The sequence below is a fragment of the Streptococcus sanguinis genome (assembly GCF_019929225.1).
GTDB classification, from domain to species: Bacteria; Bacillota; Bacilli; order Lactobacillales; family Streptococcaceae; genus Streptococcus; species Streptococcus sanguinis_J.
Map to the genome: position 1 here is coordinate 58,196 of NZ_JAHZPA010000002.1, position 19,644 is coordinate 77,839.

At 45.6% G+C, this 19,644-nt stretch carries 20 protein-coding genes; 18 read left to right on the top strand and 2 right to left on the bottom strand.

Annotation, left to right across the window (positions count from 1 at the left end; genetic code table 11):
• Positions 1-3: 3 nt before the first annotated feature.
• The 11 genes from K1I80_RS04790 to K1I80_RS04840 all read left to right on the top strand — a co-directional run bounded on the left by K1I80_RS04790 (position 4) and on the right by K1I80_RS04840 (position 9,945).
• Positions 4-786, top strand: coding sequence for an ATP-binding cassette domain-containing protein (locus K1I80_RS04790; protein ID WP_223313154.1), 783 nt, complete (start codon positions 4-6; stop codon positions 784-786).
• Positions 783-1,553: an ABC transporter ATP-binding protein gene (locus tag K1I80_RS04795; RefSeq protein ID WP_223313155.1), complete on the top strand. Its 771-nt coding sequence runs from the start codon at positions 783-785 to the stop codon at positions 1,551-1,553. The genes K1I80_RS04790 and K1I80_RS04795 overlap by 4 nt, the downstream gene beginning before the upstream one ends.
• Positions 1,543-2,526 carry a M14 family metallopeptidase gene (locus tag K1I80_RS04800; RefSeq protein WP_223313156.1) on the top strand — a complete coding sequence of 328 codons (984 nt, stop codon included), beginning with the start codon at positions 1,543-1,545 and terminating at the stop codon, positions 2,524-2,526. The genes K1I80_RS04795 and K1I80_RS04800 overlap by 11 nt, the downstream gene beginning before the upstream one ends.
• Entirely contained in the window at positions 2,519-3,514 is a 996-nt protein-coding gene (locus K1I80_RS04805) for an ABC transporter permease (RefSeq protein WP_223313157.1), read from the top strand. Before K1I80_RS04800 ends, K1I80_RS04805 begins: the two co-directional genes overlap by 8 nt.
• Entirely contained in the window at positions 3,507-4,316 is an 810-nt protein-coding gene (locus K1I80_RS04810) for an ABC transporter permease (protein WP_223313158.1), read from the top strand. The genes K1I80_RS04805 and K1I80_RS04810 overlap by 8 nt, the downstream gene beginning before the upstream one ends.
• An 84-nt stretch (positions 4,317-4,400) precedes the next feature.
• Positions 4,401-6,008, top strand: coding sequence for a nickel ABC transporter substrate-binding protein (gene nikA / locus K1I80_RS04815; protein ID WP_223313159.1), 1,608 nt, complete (start codon positions 4,401-4,403; stop codon positions 6,006-6,008).
• Between the two features lie 92 nt (positions 6,009-6,100).
• On the top strand, positions 6,101-7,042 hold the full coding sequence (locus K1I80_RS04820; protein WP_223313160.1) for an ABC transporter permease: 942 nt from the start codon (positions 6,101-6,103) through the stop codon (positions 7,040-7,042).
• Entirely contained in the window at positions 7,035-7,841 is an 807-nt protein-coding gene (locus K1I80_RS04825; RefSeq protein WP_002925733.1) for an ABC transporter permease, read from the top strand. Before K1I80_RS04820 ends, K1I80_RS04825 begins: the two co-directional genes overlap by 8 nt.
• Positions 7,829-8,620: an ATP-binding cassette domain-containing protein gene (locus K1I80_RS04830; RefSeq protein WP_223313161.1), complete on the top strand. Its 792-nt coding sequence runs from the start codon at positions 7,829-7,831 to the stop codon at positions 8,618-8,620. Before K1I80_RS04825 ends, K1I80_RS04830 begins: the two co-directional genes overlap by 13 nt.
• Positions 8,607-9,317 carry an ABC transporter ATP-binding protein gene (locus K1I80_RS04835; protein ID WP_223313162.1) on the top strand — a complete coding sequence of 237 codons (711 nt, stop codon included), beginning with the start codon at positions 8,607-8,609 and terminating at the stop codon, positions 9,315-9,317. Before K1I80_RS04830 ends, K1I80_RS04835 begins: the two co-directional genes overlap by 14 nt.
• A gap of 52 nt (positions 9,318-9,369) precedes the next feature.
• A complete protein-coding gene (locus K1I80_RS04840; RefSeq protein ID WP_223313163.1) occupies positions 9,370-9,945 on the top strand; it encodes a flavin reductase family protein in 576 nt (191 codons plus the stop codon).
• Between the two features lie 32 nt (positions 9,946-9,977).
• Here K1I80_RS04840 and queG read toward each other — a convergent pair whose 3' ends face one another.
• Positions 9,978-11,120: a tRNA epoxyqueuosine(34) reductase QueG gene (gene queG, locus K1I80_RS04845; protein WP_223313164.1), complete on the bottom strand. Its 1,143-nt coding sequence runs from the start codon at positions 11,118-11,120 to the stop codon at positions 9,978-9,980.
• Between the two features lie 190 nt (positions 11,121-11,310).
• Here queG and K1I80_RS04850 point away from each other — a divergent pair, with 190 nt between their 5' ends.
• Entirely contained in the window at positions 11,311-11,952 is a 642-nt protein-coding gene (locus K1I80_RS04850; protein ID WP_223313165.1) for a lantibiotic ABC transporter permease, read from the top strand.
• Between the two features lie 57 nt (positions 11,953-12,009).
• On the opposite strand, the gene K1I80_RS04855 is transcribed toward K1I80_RS04850, so the two are convergent.
• A protein-coding gene (locus tag K1I80_RS04855; protein WP_223339013.1) for an IS3 family transposase occupies positions 12,010-13,361 on the bottom strand; the annotation gives its coding sequence in 2 pieces (ribosomal slippage) (positions 12,010-12,920 and positions 12,920-13,361; 1,353 coding nt in all).
• Positions 13,362-13,720: 359 nt separating this feature from the next.
• Here K1I80_RS04855 and K1I80_RS04860 point away from each other — a divergent pair.
• The 6 genes from K1I80_RS04860 to cobT all read left to right on the top strand — a co-directional run bounded on the left by K1I80_RS04860 (position 13,721) and on the right by cobT (position 19,633).
• Complete coding sequence (locus K1I80_RS04860) at positions 13,721-14,452, top strand: hypothetical protein (RefSeq protein WP_223313167.1); 732 nt, start codon at positions 13,721-13,723, stop codon at positions 14,450-14,452.
• A 303-nt stretch (positions 14,453-14,755) separates the two neighbouring features.
• The gene (locus tag K1I80_RS04865) at positions 14,756-16,072 is read left to right on the top strand and encodes an HAD family hydrolase (RefSeq protein ID WP_223313168.1); all 1,317 of its coding nucleotides are present in this window, start codon (positions 14,756-14,758) and stop codon (positions 16,070-16,072) included.
• Between the two features lie 39 nt (positions 16,073-16,111).
• On the top strand, positions 16,112-16,546 hold the full coding sequence (locus tag K1I80_RS04870; RefSeq protein WP_223313297.1) for a EutP/PduV family microcompartment system protein: 435 nt from the start codon (positions 16,112-16,114) through the stop codon (positions 16,544-16,546).
• Positions 16,547-16,610: 64 nt separating this feature from the next.
• Positions 16,611-17,705, top strand: a complete 1,095-nt coding sequence (gene cobD, locus K1I80_RS04875; protein WP_223313169.1) for a threonine-phosphate decarboxylase CobD — start codon at positions 16,611-16,613, stop codon at positions 17,703-17,705.
• Positions 17,698-18,564, top strand: coding sequence for a GHMP family kinase ATP-binding protein (locus tag K1I80_RS04880; protein ID WP_223313170.1), 867 nt, complete (start codon positions 17,698-17,700; stop codon positions 18,562-18,564). Before cobD ends, K1I80_RS04880 begins: the two co-directional genes overlap by 8 nt.
• A gap of 1 nt (position 18,565) precedes the next feature.
• A complete protein-coding gene (gene cobT / locus K1I80_RS04885) occupies positions 18,566-19,633 on the top strand; it encodes a nicotinate-nucleotide--dimethylbenzimidazole phosphoribosyltransferase (RefSeq protein ID WP_223313171.1) in 1,068 nt (355 codons plus the stop codon).
• Positions 19,634-19,644 lie beyond the last annotated feature (11 nt).

Here is a 19,644-nt window from a genome sequence, read left to right on the forward strand (position 1 = left end):
AACATGCTGGAAATGAAAGATCTGCTGGTGCAGTCAGCAGATAAAGTCATTCTCGATCGGGTCTCCCTCTCTCTTGCTGAGGGGGAGTCCCTTTCGATTGTGGGCGAGAGTGGCAGTGGCAAGTCCACCCTGCTCAAGATGCTGCTAGGTCTCCCTCTTAGGGGGCTGATAGTAACAGAGGGCAGTATTACCTTTGAGGGGCAGGAAATTCAGCCCCAGGGCCACCGCATTTATCTGCCTTTTGTAGGCCGAGAAGTGGCCTGGATTAGTCAGCATGCCAGTCTCAGCTTCAATAACCGCCGTAAGATCAAAAAGCATTATCAGGACTTGGTGAAAAATCAGGGTCAGCAAGCAACAAATCTCCGTCCCTTGGAAGAATGTCTAGAGATGGTGGGACTGCTGCCTGAAAAAGTCGTCAATAAGTATCCTTTCGAGCTCAGCGGTGGTATGATGCAGCTAGTCGGTGTAGCGCTGGCTCTAGCCAGCAGACCCAAACTGCTGCTGGCTGATGAGCCAACTAGCGCTCTGGATGTCCTGTCGAAAATGAAGCTGCTTGATCTCTTGAGCAAGCTTCATCAGGAGGAAAACATGGCCATTCTCTTTGTCACACATGATATCAGCGTAGCTGAGCATCTGGCGCAAAAAGTAGTCGTCATGAAAGAAGGGCAGATTGTCGAAAGCGGTCCAGCCTATCAAGTTCTCTGCCATCCTAAGCAGGCCTATACCCAGAAATTGCTGAAGGCTGTGCCCAAGCTGGCAGAGTTTAGAGAAGGGGAGCAGCCATGAGTCAAGTATTGGTCGGTCGCCAGCTGACCTACGAGTATGGTCAGATTGGTAATCGGAGAATCGGTGTCTTTGATATTGATATTAGCTTGGAAAAGGGACGAGCTATGGGGCTAGTCGGAGAGTCAGGATCTGGCAAGAGTACCATTGCCAATCTCATCTGCCGCTTTTTAAAGCCGGACCAAGGGGAGCTAACCCTACTGGGCCAGCCAGTCTCTGCCTACAGAGATAGAGACTACTATGCTCGGGTCCAGTACATCGCCCAGCAGCCCCAATCTACCTTTCATCCCAAGCGCAGCATTCAGCAGAGCCTAGAAGAGGTCTGTCGAAATTTCTCTCTCTATCAGCAGCCGTCAGATAGAAAGCAGGCCATCCATGACTTGCTGACCTCGGTCGGTCTGACAGCTGAGCTTGCTCAGCGGCTGCCGCATCAGCTGAGCGGAGGAGAATGTCAGCGGGCAGCTATTGCCCGTGCCTTGCTGATTAATCCTGATGTGCTCATCTGCGATGAAATCACCAGTGCCCTGGATGTGACTGTTCAGTATGAAGTCATGCAGCTACTGGCAGATATCAAGAAGCGTTCGCAGACCTCCTTTCTCTTCATCTCTCATGACATCGCACTGGTCAGTAATTTTGCGGAAGATTTGGTCGTCCTCAAGGACGGAATCGTGCAGGAAAAGGGCAGCATGCGAGAGGTCGTCTCTGCTCCCAAGAGTGACTATACCAAGCTCCTACTCAGTCAGTACAGGGAGGATAAAGATGAGGATTAAGCAAGAACTAGACTCTATGGCTCCTTGCAGCAGCTATCAGGGCAGTCTGCCCATCACAGATGAGCTGGCTATCCAGTACACTCTGCTCAAAGGACAGGCTACCCAGCCCTTGCTGACCATCAGTGCGGCAGTCCATGGCTGCGAGTATGTCGGAGTTAAGGCGCTGATGGACTTGGCGCATGAATGGGACTTTAACTTTCAGGGCTCTGTCCTCCTCCTACATGCAGTCAATGTCAGCGGCTTCTGGGCTCGGGAGACGACACTTGTACCTGAGGACGGTCTCAATCTGAACAGGATTTTTCAGGACCAAGAGCCAGTTTCCAGCCTCAGCTATCAGATTCGGTCTGTGATTGAGAGCCAGGTCTTTAGTGTCAGTGACTTCCTGATTGACCTGCACAGCGGTAACCGGGAAGAACTGCTGACCCCTCATGGTTACTATTCCCTGCGGGCAAATCCAGAGGTGATGGAAAAGTCCTATCAGATGCTGCAGGCTTCTGGGACACCGATAATCTACCAATCTCAGGACCGTGGCAATCTTTATCACGCTGCCTCGGTGGACTATGGTTTACCTAGCATCCTACTGGAGCAGGGAGAAAACGGCACCTGTCTGCCAGAGGATGTTCTGGCTATGAAGGAGTCAGTCAAGCAAGTCGCCCGCTATCTTTTTGAAGGGATCATGCCCTATTATAAGCAGGCGCCGCTGATCTTTGACGACAGTTACTATCTGACCTGTCAGAGGTCGGGGTGCTGGATGTGCTTTGTCCGGCCCAATCAAACAGTACAGGCTGGTCAGGTCATTGGCGAAATCTGTGATATTTATGGCAATATTTTAGAAAAGGTGACTGCCAAGGAAGACGGTCTGGTCCTCTACCAGAAAGCGACCCTGGTCGTCCACCAAGGCGAAGTGCTGCTGACCGTTGCCAGCAAGAAGCCTGGAAGCTACCAGACATCTGAAAGGGAGGCGCATGATTAAATTTATTATCAAAACTATTCTGCAATTCGTCCTCATCCTGCTCTGCGTCAGCTTCATCTCCTTTTTACTGGTTTATCTAGCACCGGGAGATCCGGCTGAGAGTATCCTCAATGCTCAGGGCATTCCTTTTACCAAGGAATTGCTGGAAATTAAGCGGGCAGAGATGGGGCTGAATGGCAGCTTTATGGAGCAATATCTGGCCTGGCTGGGCAGGATTGTCCATGGCGACTTTGGTGTGACCTATAATTCCGGAGCTTCGGTCTGGGAGCAGCTTGTTTTCTATTTTCCAAATACAGTCTACCTAGCTTTTTATACCCTGCTAGCTACTCTGGGAATTTCCTTGCCGACAGCTCTCTACACATCCTACCATGCTGGAAAGCCAGTTGATCGCTTCCTGATGGCAGGTATGGCCTTTCTGAATGCCATTCCTAGCTTTGTTATGGGGATTATCCTGATTCTGATCTTTTCCGTTCAGCTGCGCTGGCTTCCCATTCAGGCAACGGCCAATGAGCTGGGCTTGGTCTTGCCAGTCATAACACTGGCCATGATTATGTCCACTCGCTATATTCCGCAGCTGCGGACCGCTTTGATAGAAGTGCTGCATTCACCAGAAGTCGAAGGTGCGCGTGGTCGGGGGATTCGAGAGGGACATATCCTACTGCATGACGTGATTTACAATGTTCTGCCCTTTCTCATGACCTTAGTCAGCCTCTCTCTGGGCTCGCTCCTAGGAGGGGTGGCTATTATCGAGCACCTCTTTTCCTGGCCGGGCATCGGTAAGATGCTGATAGGAGTCGTCGCCAAGCGGGATTATCCCCTCATTCAGGGGGCGGTCCTCTTTATCACAGCTGGGGTCTTGACTGTAAATCTAGTCTTTCAGCTGCTTACGGTTTGGCTCAATCCTCGTGTCCGACTGGCTCAGGAAAATCCCAAACTGCTGCCGCGCATGAAGGGACTAAAGGCAAGCAAGGAGGGTTCGTATGGATAAGAAAATCAATCAAAAACTTCTGGTCTTGGGCGGTCTCATCGTCCTGGCCCTGATCCTCTCCTCCTTGGCTCCTCGTCTCTTGGGTGACAGTTTGACCAAGGTCAATCTGGGACAAGCCCTGCAAGGACCGAGCAGCAGTGAGTGGTTCGGAACAGACGCTCTAGGCCGGTCTGTCTTTGCGCGTGCAGTAAGCGGAGGTGCGGAAACAGTTCTGCCAGCCCTGATGATTCTGATGCTGATTGCGGCGGTAGGCTCCTTTATCGGGGTGACTAGCGCTTTCATCGGCGGGAAATTCGACCAGTTCATATTGCTGGTAATCACGGCTTTTCAGTCTTTCCCATCTATCATTTTGGTCATTGCCATCGTCAGTATCTTGGGCATCGGTCTCCAGCAAACCCTCATCGCTATCTGCTTGACGGCCTGGACCAAGTATGCCTACCTGATGCGCTCCATGACCCTGCAGCTGAAAAATGAACCCTATATCCAGTCCTCTAAAATGTATGGTAATAGTTTTTGGACAAGCCTGAAAAATTATTATTTCCCCAGTCTTTTTCCTCAGATTCTGACGACTATGAGCTTTGACATCAGCACCATTATCATGGAAATCGCTGGTCTCAGCTTTGTCGGTCTGGGAGCTCAGGCACCGTCGCCTGAGTGGGGAGCCATGATCAATGACGGCCGGATTTACATCCAGGAAGCCCCTTGGATTGTGGTCTTCCCTTGTATCTTGCTGATTCTGACGATTCTCCTCTTTACCAAGTTCGGAGACGCTCTGAACAGCAAGTACAACCGCATGAATTGATCATCAAAAAACATAAACTATAGCCCCTATCTCTTGGGACTGCAATCATAAAAAATATGAATACAAGAAAGTGATTCAATAAAAATGAGAAAAAAACTATTTTTATTAGTTGTCCTCTTGCTGCCTTTATTCTTGGTAGCCTGCCAGCAAAACTCAAATTCTTCCAAACAAGCCAATGAGAAAGACAAACTCACTATGGTCTGGGGAGAGGACTTTGGGGATGTCAATCCTCACCGCTACAATCCAGATCAATTTGTCATTCAGGATATGGTCTATGAAGGCCTAGTCCGCTACGGTGACAATGGTAAAATCGAGCCAGCCTTGGCTGAAAGCTGGGATATCAGCGAAGATGGTAAAACCTATACCTTCAAGCTGAGAAAGGCAAAATTCTCAGACGACTCTGACTTTAATGCTGAGAATGTCAAACGGAATTTCGATACCGTTTTTTCAGAGGAAAATAAGAAAAACCACACTTGGTTTGACTTCACCAACCAGTTGGAAAGCTATCGAGTTGTAGATGAGCATACCTTTGAGATTAAGCTCAAACAAGCCTACAGTGCGACTCTCTATGATTTATCAATGATTCGTCCGATTCGCTTCATTGCTGATGCTGCCTTTCCTGACGGAGATGATACGACTAAGGACAACCTCAAAAAGCCAATCGGAACCGGTCAATGGGTTGTCAAAGACAAGAAGCCAAACGAGTACATCACCTTTACCCGTAACGAAAATTACTGGGGCGAAAAGCCTAAACTGAAAGAAGTAACTGTCAAGATTATTCCAGACCCGCAAACCCGTGCTCTTGAGTTTGAGTCTGGCAATGTTGACTTGATCTATGGAAATGGCGTTATCGGTCTGGATAACTTTGCCAAGTATGCCAAGGATGACAAGTACACGACAGATGTATCACAACCAATGTCCAGCCGCCTCATGCTCTTGAATGCCAAGCAAGAAATTTTCAAAGACAAGACTGTCCGTCAGGCCATGAACCATGCAGTTGATAAGAAGTCTATCGCGAAAGACATTTTCCGCGGCACAGAAACACCAGCTGATACCATCTTCTCTAAGTCTACACCGCATTCTGACGCCAATCTGACTCCCTATGACTACGACATCAAGCAGGCTGAAAAGATGCTGGATCAAGCAGGCTGGAAGAAAGGCTCTGACGGTATCCGTGAAAAAGATGGCAAGAAATTGAGTCTGAATGTTCCTTATATCTCTTCTAAGGCGACAGACAAGGACTTGGTTGAGTACTTCCAAGGTGAATGGAAGAAAATCGGAATCGACGTTCAGCTTAAAGCTATGGAAGAAGATGACTACTGGGAAAATGCCAAGACAGGAAACTTTGACCTGATGTTGACTTATTCTTGGGGAGCACCGTGGGATCCGCATGCTTGGATGACTGCCTTGACTTCACCAGCAGACCATGGTCACCCAGAAAATGTTTCCCTAGAAGCTCTGCCATCTAAGCCAGAAATTGATAAAATTATCAAGGCGACTCTGGTCGAACCAGACGAGGCAAAAGTCGATGAAGGCTACAAGAAAGTCCTCACTATGCTCCACGATGAAGCTATCTATATCCCAATCACTTACCAATCCGTTGTTTCCGTCTACCGCAAGGGAGAACTCGATGGTATGCGCTTTGCTCCAGAAGAAAATGCTTTCCCACTGCGCTATATTGAGAAAAAATAAAAACCTGGCTTCATAACTACAAATTTTAATATAAAGGGAGTAGTGCTGCTGAGTTGAAAAGCTTAGCAGCCGCCCCTTTTCTTTTAAGGACTATGAAAAAAGATTTATTTAAAAAAATAGTTTCTTTCTTAGCTGCCCTGTTGATGATATCAGTCTTGACCTTTCTCTTGGCCAAGCTATCCTCGGCGGATCAAGCAGAAAATTATTTAAGGGTATCTAAGATTCAAGTGACTCCTCAATCCTTGGAAAAAGCCAGAGAATATCTGGGCCTCAATCAACCTTGGCCCCAGCAGTATCTGGGTTGGCTGACTAAGGCCCTTCGTGGGGATTTTGGAACGTCTTATCTATTAAAGGTTCCTGTCCTGCCCTTGGTGTTGGAACGTTTCCAGTCGACTCTTTCTCTGGGCTTGACATCCTTTGCGCTCATTTTGCTTACATCCATTCCTTTGGGAATATTTAGTGCAGTCTACAAGGAGTCTCTCTTTGATAAGGTCACTCGCTTTCTATCCTTTTCCAGCGTTTCCATGCCCAGCTTTTGGCTAGGCTACATGCTGATTGTGATTTTTGCTGTTCAGCTCAGATGGCTGCCAGTTTCGGGCAAGCAGGACCTTAGCAGCTTGATTCTTCCTAGTCTGACCCTCAGTATGTCATTGATTGGCCAATATACCGCTTTGATCCGCAAGGCCGTGCTGGAGCAGATGAACAGTGTCCATGTTGAAAATGCCCTCCTGCGCGGAGTCAGTAAGTTCTTCCTGGTCAAGAATCATCTCTTGAGAAATTCCCTGCCAGCCATTGCGACAGGCCTGAGCCTGACCTTGGTCTATCTTCTGACAGGATCCTTAATTGTCGAAGAAGTCTTCTCCTGGAATGGTGTCGGCTCTCTCTTTGTAGATGCGCTGCAGTCTGTGGATCTGCCCATCATCCAGTGCTGTATGCTTTTATTTGGCCTATTATTCTTGGGAAATAACATTCTAACCCAGCAGCTGCCGCTCTGGATAGATCCTAGAGTCAGAAAAAGGAGGAGCAATGTCTAAACGATTTATTTTTTCAAGTGTCATTTTGCTGGTCCTCTTCATCTGCGCTCTCTTTGCTCCCTATCTATCCTCTTTTGATCCCCAGCATGTGGAGATTTCAAATAAACTAATGGCACCTGACGCTGTTCATCTGCTGGGGACCGATCAGCTGGGCAGAGATGTCTTGTCTCGTCTGCTGCACGGGGCTCGTTATTCCCTCTTTTTATCCTTGACTATCAGTCTGCTGGAAGTGGTTATCGGTGTGGCAGTTGGCTTGCTGATTGGATGGTACCAGGGAAAGGCGGAAGCCACCTTCTTATGGTTTGCAAATGTTATTTCCGCCTTTCCTAGCTTCCTGCTATCGCTAGCTACAGTTGGGATATTGGGACAGGGAATGACCAATATGATTCTAGCCATTGTCATCATAGAGTGGGTCTATTATGCTCGGGTGACGGCCAATCTGGTCAAGAGTGCCAAAGAGGAAGCCTACGTCATTTCTGCTCAGACCATGGGCCTCTCTCAGATTCATATTCTCAAAACTCATATCCTGCCCTTTATCTACAAGCCTATTTTGATTATTGTGCTGATGAATATTGGGAATATCATTCTCATGATTTCTGGCTTTTCCTTTCTGGGAATCGGTGTCCAGCCCAATATTACCGAATGGGGTATGATGCTGCATGATGCTAGAAGCCATTTTCAAACGGCAACTTGGATGATGCTGGCGCCCGGACTGGCTATCTTTCTGACTGTGGTCGCCTTTAATCTATTTGCCGAATGCTTTGAAGAGAAAGGCTGGAAACAGATATGGAAAAAATAGCAGTAAAGCAACTGACAGCCCAGATTGAGGGAAAGACCATACTGCAGGACATCAGCTTTGAAGTGGAGGCGGGTCAGTCTCTGGTCATCATTGGGGAGAGTGGTTCTGGTAAAACCCTCTTAACCAAGATATTGATTGGCCAGCTGCCTTTATCCTTGAGCATGCAAGGAGAAGTTCACTATGGCTACATGTCTCTGGAGCGCAACTCTCTCAAGGACTGGCAGCAGCTGCGGGGGAGACGAGTGGCCTATATGTCTCAAAATCCGATGGCTATGTTCAATCCTTTTCAGACCATTCAAAGTCATTTTTGGGAAACCCTGCGCAGCCATAGCAAGATTTCAAAGAGCGCTTGTCTGACTAAGGCCCTAGCCTCTATGAAAGAAGTCAGACTGGGAGAGTCGGAAGAGCTTTTGAAGAAATATCCTTTTGAGCTCAGCGGCGGTATGCTGCAGCGGGTCATGTTGGCTATCTTGCTTTGCCTAGAGCCAGAGACCATCATTTTGGATGAGCCTACTTCGGCGCTGGATATCCACAATCGCGAGCAGATTATCCTCATCTTAAAGGAGCAGTTAGCTAAAGGCAAGACCCTCATCACAGTGACCCATGATTATCATTTGGCGCGGGAGCTGGGAGGCAAGATGCTTGTCATGTATCAAGGGGCTATCATGGAGGAAGGGCATGTGTCCAAGCTTCTCGAAAGTCCTTCGCAACCCTATAGCCAAGACCTTATCTTAGGAAATCCATACGAACGGTTGGTGAGACAAGATGTTGGAATGTAGACATGTTTTTAAAAAATTCGAGGGCAAAATGGTTGTCAAAGACTGTAACTTTTCCGTCCAGAAGGGTGAAATGATCGGCCTGATGGGCGAGAGCGGCAGTGGTAAGAGCACGCTGGCTAAATTGCTGATTGGTCTAGAAAAGCCCAATCAAGGCCAGGTCTTACTGGATGGCCAGCCCTACTCAGTCAAAAAGTCTGGCGTGAGAATTTTGCTGGTCTTTCAAGACTCGCTCCATTCGGTCAATCCGCACTTTACAGTCGAGCAGGTCTTGACAGAGGCCCTGCCGAAGGATGTGGCTAGAGAAGAGATAGAAGCCATTCTAGAAGACGTCGGTCTGGATAAAAGCTATCTGACTCAGCCAGCGCGCCAGCTCAGTGGCGGCCAGCTCCAACGGATTTGCATCGCCCGCGGCCTGCTCTTAAAGCCAGATATTCTTATCTTTGATGAGGCTCTGAGCGGTCTGGATCCCATTGTTCAGGGAAGGTTGTTACGCCTCCTATATGATTTGTGGGAGAAATACCAGCTGACCTATCTTTTCATTTCTCATGACTTTAAGCTGAGCTATGCTCTCTGCCATCGGATTTTGGTCATGGCAGACGGGGAAATCGTTGACGAGATAAAGGACTTTGAGCTTCCTATCCAGGCTCATCACCCTGTGACAAAAAAGTTGATAGGCGACAAGGGACATTTCAGTTGATGTGTGCCCCAGCCAGCTAATCTATTTTAGAATTAAAAATAAAGGAACATATATGAAACGTACTTTTGAAACGAGAAAACTTTACTTCGGATTTCCAGTCTTCTTTTTAGGCTATAAGGACGATGTGCACGGCTATAATATTTCGACCTCAAGCTCGGTTTATTCCTTGGGTAGCATGATGGTTATTGCCATGCGTACCAAGGGGAATGCCATTACAGAGATTGCCAAGCACCAGCAATTCACAGTCAATGTCCCTGAGAAGGATTTGACCAAAGAGTCTGAAATTGCTGGCTTCAACAGCCGCAAGGACAAATTTGCCCTGACCGGTCTTAGCTACACAATCGGCGAGACCGTGGATGCTCCGCTGGTAGACCAGTGCCCTGTATCCATTGAGTGTCAGGTGCTGGACATGGTCGAATGCGGTGCCTTGACCAATGTCATCGCCCGTGTCACTCGGCGCGTGGTTGATGAAGACTTGATTGATGAGAATGACGCTTTCCGCAGTGATCGTTTTTCCCCTATCAGCTACATGGGAGATGGAGATGGCCGGCTTTACCGCTATTTCAGCGACGAGTCAGTCAAGATGGGATCCATTATCAAAGAAATCCGCAAACAAGAAGAAAAATAAAGAAACCGCTGAGATATTTACGTCTCAGCGGTTTAGTTTTCTATCACTAGTTTTTCTTTTAGGCCAAATTTCTCTAGAAAACGGCCTTGCTCTTCTTGGATTTGCGGAGTTGGATTTTTGATGCCCATGACTAGTTCTATCATTTCTGGATGGACCTCACGCACCAGCTGACTCAGAGCCCAGATAGCTGTAGCGACATGAATCGGATTTTGCCCCTTGTCGATAATTTCCAGCATTTTAGGAATGGCAGAGCGGTCATTGGCATTTGCCAGAGCGATAATGGCATTGCGCTGCAGGATGTTTTTCCCCCGCCAGCTGCCGGCCACATGACCGAATTTCTCCTTAAACTGACCGTTGGAAAGCTCCAAGAAAGGCAGGAGCTCCGGATGAGAAAGGTCGGGATCAATCTCTGTCGCCAGAGGATTGCCCAAACCTTTATTGTAAGGGCAGCAGATTTGGCAGATATCACAGCCATAGATGACCGTTTTAATCTTCTTGCGAAATTCCAGATCCATGACGCCCTTGTCCTGAGTCTGAAAGGATAGACAGCGCTTGGCATTCATGCTGCCATCGCCAATCAAGCAGGAAGTAGGGCAGGCTGTCACGCAGCGATTGCAGTCTCCGCATCCGTAGTCGACAGGCTGATCAGGCTCGATGTCCAGATTGGTGATTAGCTCTCCCAAAAACATATAGGAGCCAAATTCCTTGGAGATGACCAAGCCGTTCTTGCCGATAAAGCCGATTCCTGCTCTTTGGGCTACGGCGGTATCGACCAAGGCGCCCGTGTCCACCATGCCCTTGTACTCAAAATCAGCGGTCAGTTCCTCAATTCCCTTGGCAAGCCGGTCCAGCTTGTCCTGTAGGACATAATGGTAGTCCAGCCCCCAGCTGTTAGGGGTAAATTTCCCACGTTTATAGGCCGTTTTCTGAGGTTGCTGCTTGAGCTTGTGGGGGTAGGCGACTGCGATAGAGATGATGGTCTTAGCCGAAGCCAGACTCAGCTTAGGTTTGATTCGCTCCTCGATGTTCTTATGCTCAAATCCTGAATTTCGCCCTTCTTCTACAGCCAAGCGCAGCGACTTCTCCAGATAGTCAAAATCATCCGCTGTCGTAAAACCAATCTTAGAAATCCCAATTTTTTTTGCTAAGTTAATAATTTCTTCTTTGATGTTCATCCTTATTATTATAGCGGAAAAATGCCAACTTGGCGAATGATTGAGAAAGGGAATTATCCTATAGAACTATACCTATAGTTTTATAAGACTTCCTTAGCCTATATACTGTATGATATAATGAAATGTGGAATTTTTTTATAGAAAGTTCCGCAAAGTTTAGGGAATTTTTTTAATAAATGGGAGTTATAATATGAAAAAGAGATACTATGAATTTTTGAATGTTCTTGTTACGGATTGTAATCCAATCAGAAACTTAGATTTTTATAAGGCTGGTTTAATTGAGTTATTTTTTATCTCGCTGGTATCTATCGTTTCGATTTTCTTGCGTGGTGAGATGCATGAGCGGAGCATGATGGTCATGCAGTTTACTATTGGGCACATCGCTATCTTGTTGCTAGCCTTCTTATTGTTCCAAAAGTTTTTTGATACCAAGGTGCTGCAGGTCGTTCCGACCAGTTCTTACCTATTCCTGCATTTTGAATTGCTTTTTTGGGGCTCCATCTTTTTTGGTGAGAACTACTTAGCATTTTTCCTGATTTTTATCATACTGAGTTTGTCTTACCAGCTGATCAATTTGCTCTATCAGATGGTGATTGTTTCAAAATTGAGATATTTTGAACAGAAACAAAAGATCAACATTTTGCAGATTCACGCCATCGTCCTGTGCTGCCTGTCAGCAGGAGTAGCAGTCATCACTCGCCTGTTTATGCTGTCAGGAATCTATATGATTATTGCATTAGTAGGCTTGAGCATTGCATTGACGCCCTTGTATCTATTGGGCTATGCACAAGTTTTCACAGGCTGGAGAAATCAAGTGCCTGAAAAATGGTAGAATTGAGGGGGATTATCGAAGAGATAATGTACTGACCCCAAAAAGTTAGACAATTAATTATTGAAAGGATTTAGTTCTGTATTGCACAGGGCTAAGTCCTTTTAGTTTGACTTTGATTCGTTTGTTATTGTAGTAATCAATGTAGTCCACAATAGCTTGCTCAAGGTCTTCTAAAGACCTAAAGTTCTTCTCATAACCGTAAAACATCTCAGACTTAAGAATGCCAAAGAAGGACTCCATCATGCCGTTGTCTGGGCTGTTACCCTTGCGTGACATGGATGGCTGAATTCCCTTATTCTCTAGAAACCGATGATAAGAATCATGTTGGTATTGCCAGCCTTGATCGCTATGGAGAATCGTATTCTCGTAGTGTTTCTTTGTGAATGCCTGTTCCAACATGGTCTTCACTTGTTCTAAATTTGGTGAAGTAGAAAGATGATAAGCGATGATTTCACTGTTATATCCATCCAGAACAGGGGATAAATAGAGTTTCTGCCTGCTTGCTGGAATGGCAAACTCTGTCACATCCGTATAGCACTTTTCCATTGGCTTGGCTGCTTCAAACTGGCGTTGAATGAGATTCTCTGCTTTCTTGCCAATCTCTCCTTGGTAGGAAGAATACTTCCGTTTTCGACGAATTCGAGCCGTTAAACCAAGGACTTTCATCAGCCGTTGGACCTTCTTATGATTCACCACGAAGCCATGATTTCTTAATTCAAGAGTAACTCTCCGATAGCCATAATTTCCTTTATGCGCACTATAAATGGCCTGAATTTCAGCTTTAAGTTCTTGATTCTTATCTGGTTGATCTAGCTGTTTTAAGTGATAGTAGTAAGTTGAGCGAGCTAAATGTGCCGTTTCAAGAAGTAAATCTAATCGAAATCCTCCTGAAACCATTTCTCTAACTGTCTCTGCCTTTCTCGCTGTAAGGCTTCGTCCCTGTCTTCTAGCTCTTTTAACTTTTTTAGGTAGGCCACCTCAGTACGTAGACGCTCATTCTCCTCTTGAAGTCGCTCTAATTCTGTCATTTCTTCCCAAGTTTTCTTCCGTTTACGTCCCATTTTAGCTGGTCTCCCTCTTGTTTTCTCAACAATAGTATACCCGTTTTTCTTGTATTGTGCCAGCCAATTTGGAAGTAATCCACTACTTGGAAGAGCATAATCCAGAGATACGCTTAGTTGCGAACGACCTTCAATCAAAACCTTATTGATGATTTCTTGTTTTAATTCAGGAGAGTAATAACGGTTTTTCCCTTTTTTGACACTATCTATTCCGTAGCGATCAATCAATCGAATTAAGTAGTCAAGATTTGAAAGGTTCATCCCATATTTTTCTGAAAGTCGCTTTAAGCTGATTCCTTGTTTTCTTAGTTCATAGATTCGAACTTTATCCTCATAAGTTAATTTCATTTAAAAACACCCCAAAAGTTAGATTTTTTCTGTCTAACTTTTGGGGTGCGGTTCATAACTTCCTCTTTTTTCATTTGGAGGGAAGAAGTAAATGCTAATAATTAGCCACGATAACTGGATTGTTTATCAAGCAAAATTTAAAATGTATAAGAGTAATTAATACTGAGAATTTTAGAAGAAACAAAAACATCAATACAGGAGCTGCGAAATGAAAAAAAATATTACGATTTTTTAAATATGATTATTATAGACTATTCAAGTTGTCAACAGCTTATGTCTTTGAAAGAATTTCGGAAATTAAATGAATTCCTTGATTCATACATTAAATTACTTCAGAAAGTGTTTGTTTGGTTTAGTTAATGGTGAAGGTGAATATGAAAGATAACGCAAAGATTACTAATATAGAAAGAGAAAGATACCATGGTCCTTTGATCACACATGGTGTCAGTTTAGGTTATATTAAATTATATCCATGGATAAATTTACCATTTTGCTCATTTTTCTTTTACTGGGCCCTTATAGGTGAAACAGGAAGTCGCCAGGGAGGGATTAAAGTTCTATTTTTGACTTGCATCATTCTTAATGTGGTAAGTATGTTATTTGCTTTTTCTAAGTTTCTAATCAATCGATTTAAATTTTTAACCTATATTCTGATTGCTTTGCTTACTTGGACCGCATTAGTTTGGATCGATTTTATCGGATTGTTGATGTTTGCAATAGTAGGAGATTCAAAAAGTATAGAGGGAATATATCAATCCCCCCTCACTCCATTTTATGTAATATTGATGATGTTCCTTTTTATCTTTGCTTGTGGCCTCTATGCTTGGTACTATCTCCCAAAAAATCAAGGAAAAGTCTGGGCTTTTAATCAAGTAAATGAGGGAGATAGAAAGAAAACATGGTGGAATAATTTTGCTGTAGCTTTTGCGGGTGCAACAATCATTCCCTCCCTCCTAACGGGTTATATTCAGAATGCCTTTGGTTTTTTATTGGGAATTTTGTTAACCTTTACGCTGACAGCTGTTATGGTAGATGCGGTTTATGCAGCTATTTATATAAAGAAGAATCCGAAAAGTGATGAGCTGATTTGAGTGCTTTTAGTAGCTGACCAAAATTTAAGTGGTGTACCGAATATCTTCTATGTAGTTAAACAGTTATAGCGTTTATATTCTAAAAGTTTGCTAAGGTAGAGAAATAATTTTCTCTGCCTTTATTTTTTACAAATTTGAAAGCGCTTCATTGACAAAGTCAATCAGATAGTTTATAATATAATAACAGTATAGAAAATGGCAAGGAAGCCTGATTTGATCGCAATGAAGCGAGTGTTTCAGAATCAAAGGGTTTTTCTATGCCATTTTTTTGCGCACTATTATTTTTTATGGAGGATTGTTTCTATGCGGACAAAAGGAATTGTGCTGCTTTGTGGTTTGGCTTTGCTTCTGGGAGCCTGTCAAGCGGGGAATAATAAGACGACGACTGAGTCATCCTCGGCTAAGACGGAGACAACAGATAAGGACAAGGCTAAGACTTTGGATAAGGGTGTCTGGGAAGACAAGCTTTATGCCCGTCTGACCAAGCTCATCAAGGAGAATGGGAACACCAGCTCTAGCTATGATAAAAATAAAAAACCTTATGCCGTCTTTGACTGGGACAATACGACAGTCATTAACGACATTGGCGAAGCAACCTTTACCTATCAAATTGAAAATCTGGCCTTTAAGATGACGCCGGAAGAATTTGACCAAGCAGTACGGACCAATATACCGAGCGACGATTTTGTTGAAGATTTCCATAACAAAGATGGTGAACCAGTGAACATTGACAAGATTGCGGCTGACTTGCTTTCTGACTACACGGCTATTTACAATAGCTATAAAGGAATGCAAGGAGATAAGTCTCTGGAAGAAGTCAAAAAGACTGATGAATACCAAGACTTTGCTGCTAAACTCCGCTATCTTTACGAAGCGATTGGTGATACCTTCAGCTCTGACATCAGTTATCCATGGGTGACCTACCTCTATGCAGGTATGACTTCTGAAGAAGTTCAAGCTCTATCTGAAAAGTCTATTGATCAGGCTCTCCAAGACAAGCTGACTTCTGAAACCTGGGAAAGTCCTGAAGGTTTGAAAGGTGAATCAGGCCAAGTCACTGTAACCTTCAAGCGCGGTGTTCGCTCAGTCAAGGAAATGCAAAATCTCTACAAGACTCTGATGGCCAACGGCATTGATGTCTATATATGCTCCGCGTCTTATATTGATGTGATTATCCCTTATGCTAGCAATTCTAAGTATGGCTACAATATTCCTAAAGAAAATGTCACTGCTATGCGCCTGAAAAAGGATGACAAGGGAGTGATTCAGCCGGAATACGATACCAACTATGCTCAGACTCAGGGTGAGGGCAAGACAGAGACTATTAAGAAGCTGATTGCTGTCAATCATGACAATCAAGAACCAATCCTGATTGCCGGTGATAGTAATGGCGACTATGCTATGCTCAAGGATTTCCCTAAACTGCAAATGGGTATTATCTTCAATCTTTTGAGAGATCCTAGCAAGGGAATCGGTCTTTTGCAAACTAAGGCAATTGAAACTTACGGCCAGGAAGATGCAATTTACTACCTGCAAGGTCGCGATGAAAATAAAGGTGTACTGCTCAACGGTAGGGAAACTATCAAACTAGATAGTAAGAAAGCCCAGCTCAGCAGATAGCAGGCAGTTCCCTGTCATAGAGAGGAATGGATGCAAGATATGAAAAAAATCATGTTTGTCGGTCCAGTCGGAGTGGGTAAGACCACTCTGACCCAGCGACTGAAAGGATTGGAGCTGACCTACTTTAAGACTCAGGCTATTGAGTTCTATGATGCCATCATTGATACACCCGGAGAATTTCTCCAGCATCGTAAGTATTACAATGCTCTGAACGTGACAGCAACGGAAGCTGATGTGATTGGCCTCTTGGTGGCGGCTTCCGATCAGATGCAGACCTTTCCTCAGGGCTTTTCTTCCCTCTTCAATAAAGAAGTGATTGGTATTGTCACCAAGATTGATATGACTGAACAGCCGGAGCAAATCGAAAAAGCACGGCGACAGCTGAAAGCGGCTGGAGCTAAGGAAATTTTTGAAATATCAGCGACGGAAAACGAAGGAATTGACCGTCTCCAGGCTTATCTGGAGGCAGACTAAGGACGAAAAAGCCGAATATGGTATACTAGATTCTAACAAGGAAACGAGGAAGGAATGTCTATTTATGAAAGTAGAGCACGGTGGAAATGCGGCAGCTTTGGCTGAGGAATTTGGTTTTTCTCTAGAAGACTGTCTGGATTTCAGTGCCAATATCAATCCTTTGGGGATTTCTCAAAGGCTGAGGGCTTGTCTGACCGAGTCCATTGATTGGCTGGTTCATTATCCAGACATCGGCTACAGCCACTCCAGAGATCTTTTGGCACATCATCATGCCCTAGAAAGGGACAATGTCCTACTGGCAAATGGTGCGGTAGAAGTCTTTTATGAGCTGGCCCGCTTCCTGCGTCCAAAGACAGTCCTGACTCTGAGCCCTACTTTCATGGAATATGAAAAAGCCTTTTCGCAAGTGCAGGCCAAGGTGGAGCGCTTTAGCCTTCCTTCTCCATCCTATGAGTTGAATCTAGCTGACATGTTGCCAGCCTTGGATTCACTGACTGCGGGAGACGCTGTACTCATATGCAATCCTAATAATCCGACGGGTACCTTGATTCGGCGTATTGAGCTAGAAAAGCTGGCTGAGGACCTGCAGGAACGGCGAATCTTTTTGATATTGGATGAGGCTTTTATGGACTTTCTGGACGATGAGGGGGACTATAGCTTTGTCTCCTGTCTAGCTACCTATCCAAATGCAGTAGTGGTGCGGTCTCTGACCAAGTTTTATGCTATTCCTGGTCTGAGATTGGGCTATGCTCTCAGCTGTCATCCAACTTGCTTTGATGAGATAGAGGGGAGCCGCGCTCCTTGGTCGGTCAATGCTATGGCGGATCACACCCTGCCTGTCCTTTTGGCGGATCAGGCTTATCAGCAAGCTACCAAGCAGTGGCTGCGAGTAGAAAGAGACTTTCTTTTTCAAGGACTGACTGCATTTTCACAGCTTCGACCGGTCAAGCCTAGTGTCAACTATATCTTCTTTGAATATTTAGGTCAGCAGGACCTGCGTCACGAGCTTCGGCAGAGAAAGATTTTTATCCGTTCCTGTCAAAATTATCATGATCTGACAAACCGGCATTACCGCATAGCCATCCGCAGCCATCAGGAAAATGAACAGCTTCTGGCTTGTCTGACAGAGGTCTTGGCGAAAGAGGCTCCTTATGACTAAGGGTATCGTGTCCTGTCCAGGTTCCTGCGGTGAATTATTTCAAGGTTTAGTAGGAGAGCAGGAGGTCCTGCTCTCCTATGGGATTGAGAAGCGAAGTCGAGTGAGATTGGACGGAGCTTCGTCTTTTGCAAGGCAGGCCCAAGGTGAAAAGGTAAGGCGAGCTTTGGAGCTCCTGCCTGAGTCCAATGTTTTCTCTTTTGTTCAGGAGTCAGACCTGCCGATCAGCAAGGGCTATTCTAGCAGCACAGCTGATATGATTAGCTGCCTGCAGGCAGCTGCTCTGGGACGAAAGCAGCCTCTAAAGGCGGCAGATTTGACGAGTCTCTGTGCCAAGATTGAGCCTACTGACTCTGTGGCTTTTGCGGACTGGACGGTCATTAATCCCCTGACTGGTCAAGTTGTCTGGCAGACAGATTGGCGACCGGAGCTCTATGTTTATATATTGGAGCCTGTGGAGATGGTGACAACTCTTGACTTGGTTCGGATGAAGGACAGTCCTAGCTATCCAGCTGAGGAGTCTAAGCGTTTGCTTCCTCTTTTTCAGGAGGCTTGTCGGGAGAAGAGTTTGGAAAAACTTGGCCATTTAGCGAGCTATAGTGCTTTGTTGAACAACCAACGGCTACCCAAACCCTATCTGAAAGAATTACTGGCTTTGGTAAAAGAATACCAGTGTTTAGGCCTTAATGTTGCCCATAGTGGTACATTGGTTGGTCTGTTGCTGAGCAGGGAAGAGCTAGAAAACTTGCCTCTGTTAGAGGCTGAACTAGCTCGCTCAGCCAGTGGGGCTTATTATCAGAATCGGACCTTGAGCAGGATTATTTTTGAAGGGGTGCAGCCGGTCAGGGAGGAGATAGACTAGTTTGAAAGACTTAGAAAAAATTATTGAGCAGATTCTTCCGATAGATAAAGACAAGCTTCAAGAAGGCCAGCGCTACTGTGATCAATTAGGGAAACCCCCGGGGTCCTTGGGAAAGCTCGAGACTATCTATGCTCGCTTGCATGCCATGTTTTCTGGTCCTATTGACCTAGAGAAGAAGATTGTCCTCGTCTACGTGGCAGATAATGGCATTGTGGCTGAAGGCGTTTCTGCCAACCCTCAAGAAACAACCTACACTGTTGCTCGCAATATTCTAGCAGGGAAATCAGGCTTGTGTGCTATTTCCAAACATGCAGGTTCAGACATCTGCCTGGTAGATATTGGCTGCAAGAAGGATATCTTTGAGGAGAATGGGGACAAGGTCTGCCATGGCACCCACAATATGCTTAGAGAGCCAGCCATGACTCGCGAGCAGGCTATAGCGGCAGTTCTAGTCGGCTACAAGAAGACAGAGGCCTTGATTAAAGACGGATATCGTCTCTTTGGAACAGGAGAAATGGGGATTGGCAACACCACCACCTCGGCTGCTGTCATTGCGGCAGTTCTCGGTCTAAAAGCAGAAGACGTCACAGGCTATGGAGCTGGTCTGACTCAGGATATGAAGGCTCATAAAACAGCCGTTATCCAGCAGTGTCTGGATCGTCACGCTCCTTATGGAGATATTCTGGATCTGACCGCTAAGCTTGGTGGGCTAGATATGCTGGCTATGGCAGGCACTCATCTCGCCTGTGCCCGCTATCAGTTGCCTTGTGTAGTGGACGGTCTTATCTCTCTGACGGGGCTTCTGATTGCCCATCAGCTGACTCCTCATGTCTTGGACTATAGTTTTGCTTCTCATGCATCGACGGAGCCTGCTTACAGACTGGTCAGTGACTTTCTAGGACTGGAGCCCATGCTTTTGCTGGACATGCGACTGGGTGAAGGGTCGGGTTGTCCTTTGGCTTTCTTTCTGCTGGAAAATGCTGTTTATACCATGGAGCATATGCCAACCTTTGCAGAAGGCAGCTTGAAAGAAGAAGATTATGTTGATATTCGCAAAAATGTGACTTAAAGGAGGAAAAA

What these genes read in the sequence shown, in the direction of transcription:
- K1I80_RS04795 (WP_223313155.1), top strand. Translation starts at nt 783, where the DNA reads ATGAGTCAAGTATTGGTCGGTCGCCAGCTGACCTACGAGTATGGTCAG.
- K1I80_RS04850 (WP_223313165.1), top strand. Translation starts at nt 11,311, where the DNA reads ATGAAAAAGAGATACTATGAATTTTTGAATGTTCTTGTTACGGATTGT.
- K1I80_RS04865 (WP_223313168.1), top strand. Translation starts at nt 14,756, where the DNA reads ATGCGGACAAAAGGAATTGTGCTGCTTTGTGGTTTGGCTTTGCTTCTG.
- queG (WP_223313164.1), bottom strand. Translation starts at nt 11,120, where the DNA reads ATGAACATCAAAGAAGAAATTATTAACTTAGCAAAAAAAATTGGGATT.
- K1I80_RS04860 (WP_223313167.1), top strand. Translation starts at nt 13,721, where the DNA reads ATGGTGAAGGTGAATATGAAAGATAACGCAAAGATTACTAATATAGAA.
- K1I80_RS04820 (WP_223313160.1), top strand. Translation starts at nt 6,101, where the DNA reads ATGAAAAAAGATTTATTTAAAAAAATAGTTTCTTTCTTAGCTGCCCTG.
- K1I80_RS04810 (WP_223313158.1), top strand. Translation starts at nt 3,507, where the DNA reads ATGGATAAGAAAATCAATCAAAAACTTCTGGTCTTGGGCGGTCTCATC.
- cobD (WP_223313169.1), top strand. Translation starts at nt 16,611, where the DNA reads ATGAAAGTAGAGCACGGTGGAAATGCGGCAGCTTTGGCTGAGGAATTT.
- K1I80_RS04870 (WP_223313297.1), top strand. Translation starts at nt 16,112, where the DNA reads ATGAAAAAAATCATGTTTGTCGGTCCAGTCGGAGTGGGTAAGACCACT.
- K1I80_RS04880 (WP_223313170.1), top strand. Translation starts at nt 17,698, where the DNA reads ATGACTAAGGGTATCGTGTCCTGTCCAGGTTCCTGCGGTGAATTATTT.
- K1I80_RS04790 (WP_223313154.1), top strand. Translation starts at nt 4, where the DNA reads ATGCTGGAAATGAAAGATCTGCTGGTGCAGTCAGCAGATAAAGTCATT.
- K1I80_RS04825 (WP_002925733.1), top strand. Translation starts at nt 7,035, where the DNA reads ATGTCTAAACGATTTATTTTTTCAAGTGTCATTTTGCTGGTCCTCTTC.
- K1I80_RS04840 (WP_223313163.1), top strand. Translation starts at nt 9,370, where the DNA reads ATGAAACGTACTTTTGAAACGAGAAAACTTTACTTCGGATTTCCAGTC.
- nikA (WP_223313159.1), top strand. Translation starts at nt 4,401, where the DNA reads ATGAGAAAAAAACTATTTTTATTAGTTGTCCTCTTGCTGCCTTTATTC.
- K1I80_RS04805 (WP_223313157.1), top strand. Translation starts at nt 2,519, where the DNA reads ATGATTAAATTTATTATCAAAACTATTCTGCAATTCGTCCTCATCCTG.
- K1I80_RS04800 (WP_223313156.1), top strand. Translation starts at nt 1,543, where the DNA reads ATGAGGATTAAGCAAGAACTAGACTCTATGGCTCCTTGCAGCAGCTAT.
- K1I80_RS04830 (WP_223313161.1), top strand. Translation starts at nt 7,829, where the DNA reads ATGGAAAAAATAGCAGTAAAGCAACTGACAGCCCAGATTGAGGGAAAG.
- K1I80_RS04835 (WP_223313162.1), top strand. Translation starts at nt 8,607, where the DNA reads ATGTTGGAATGTAGACATGTTTTTAAAAAATTCGAGGGCAAAATGGTT.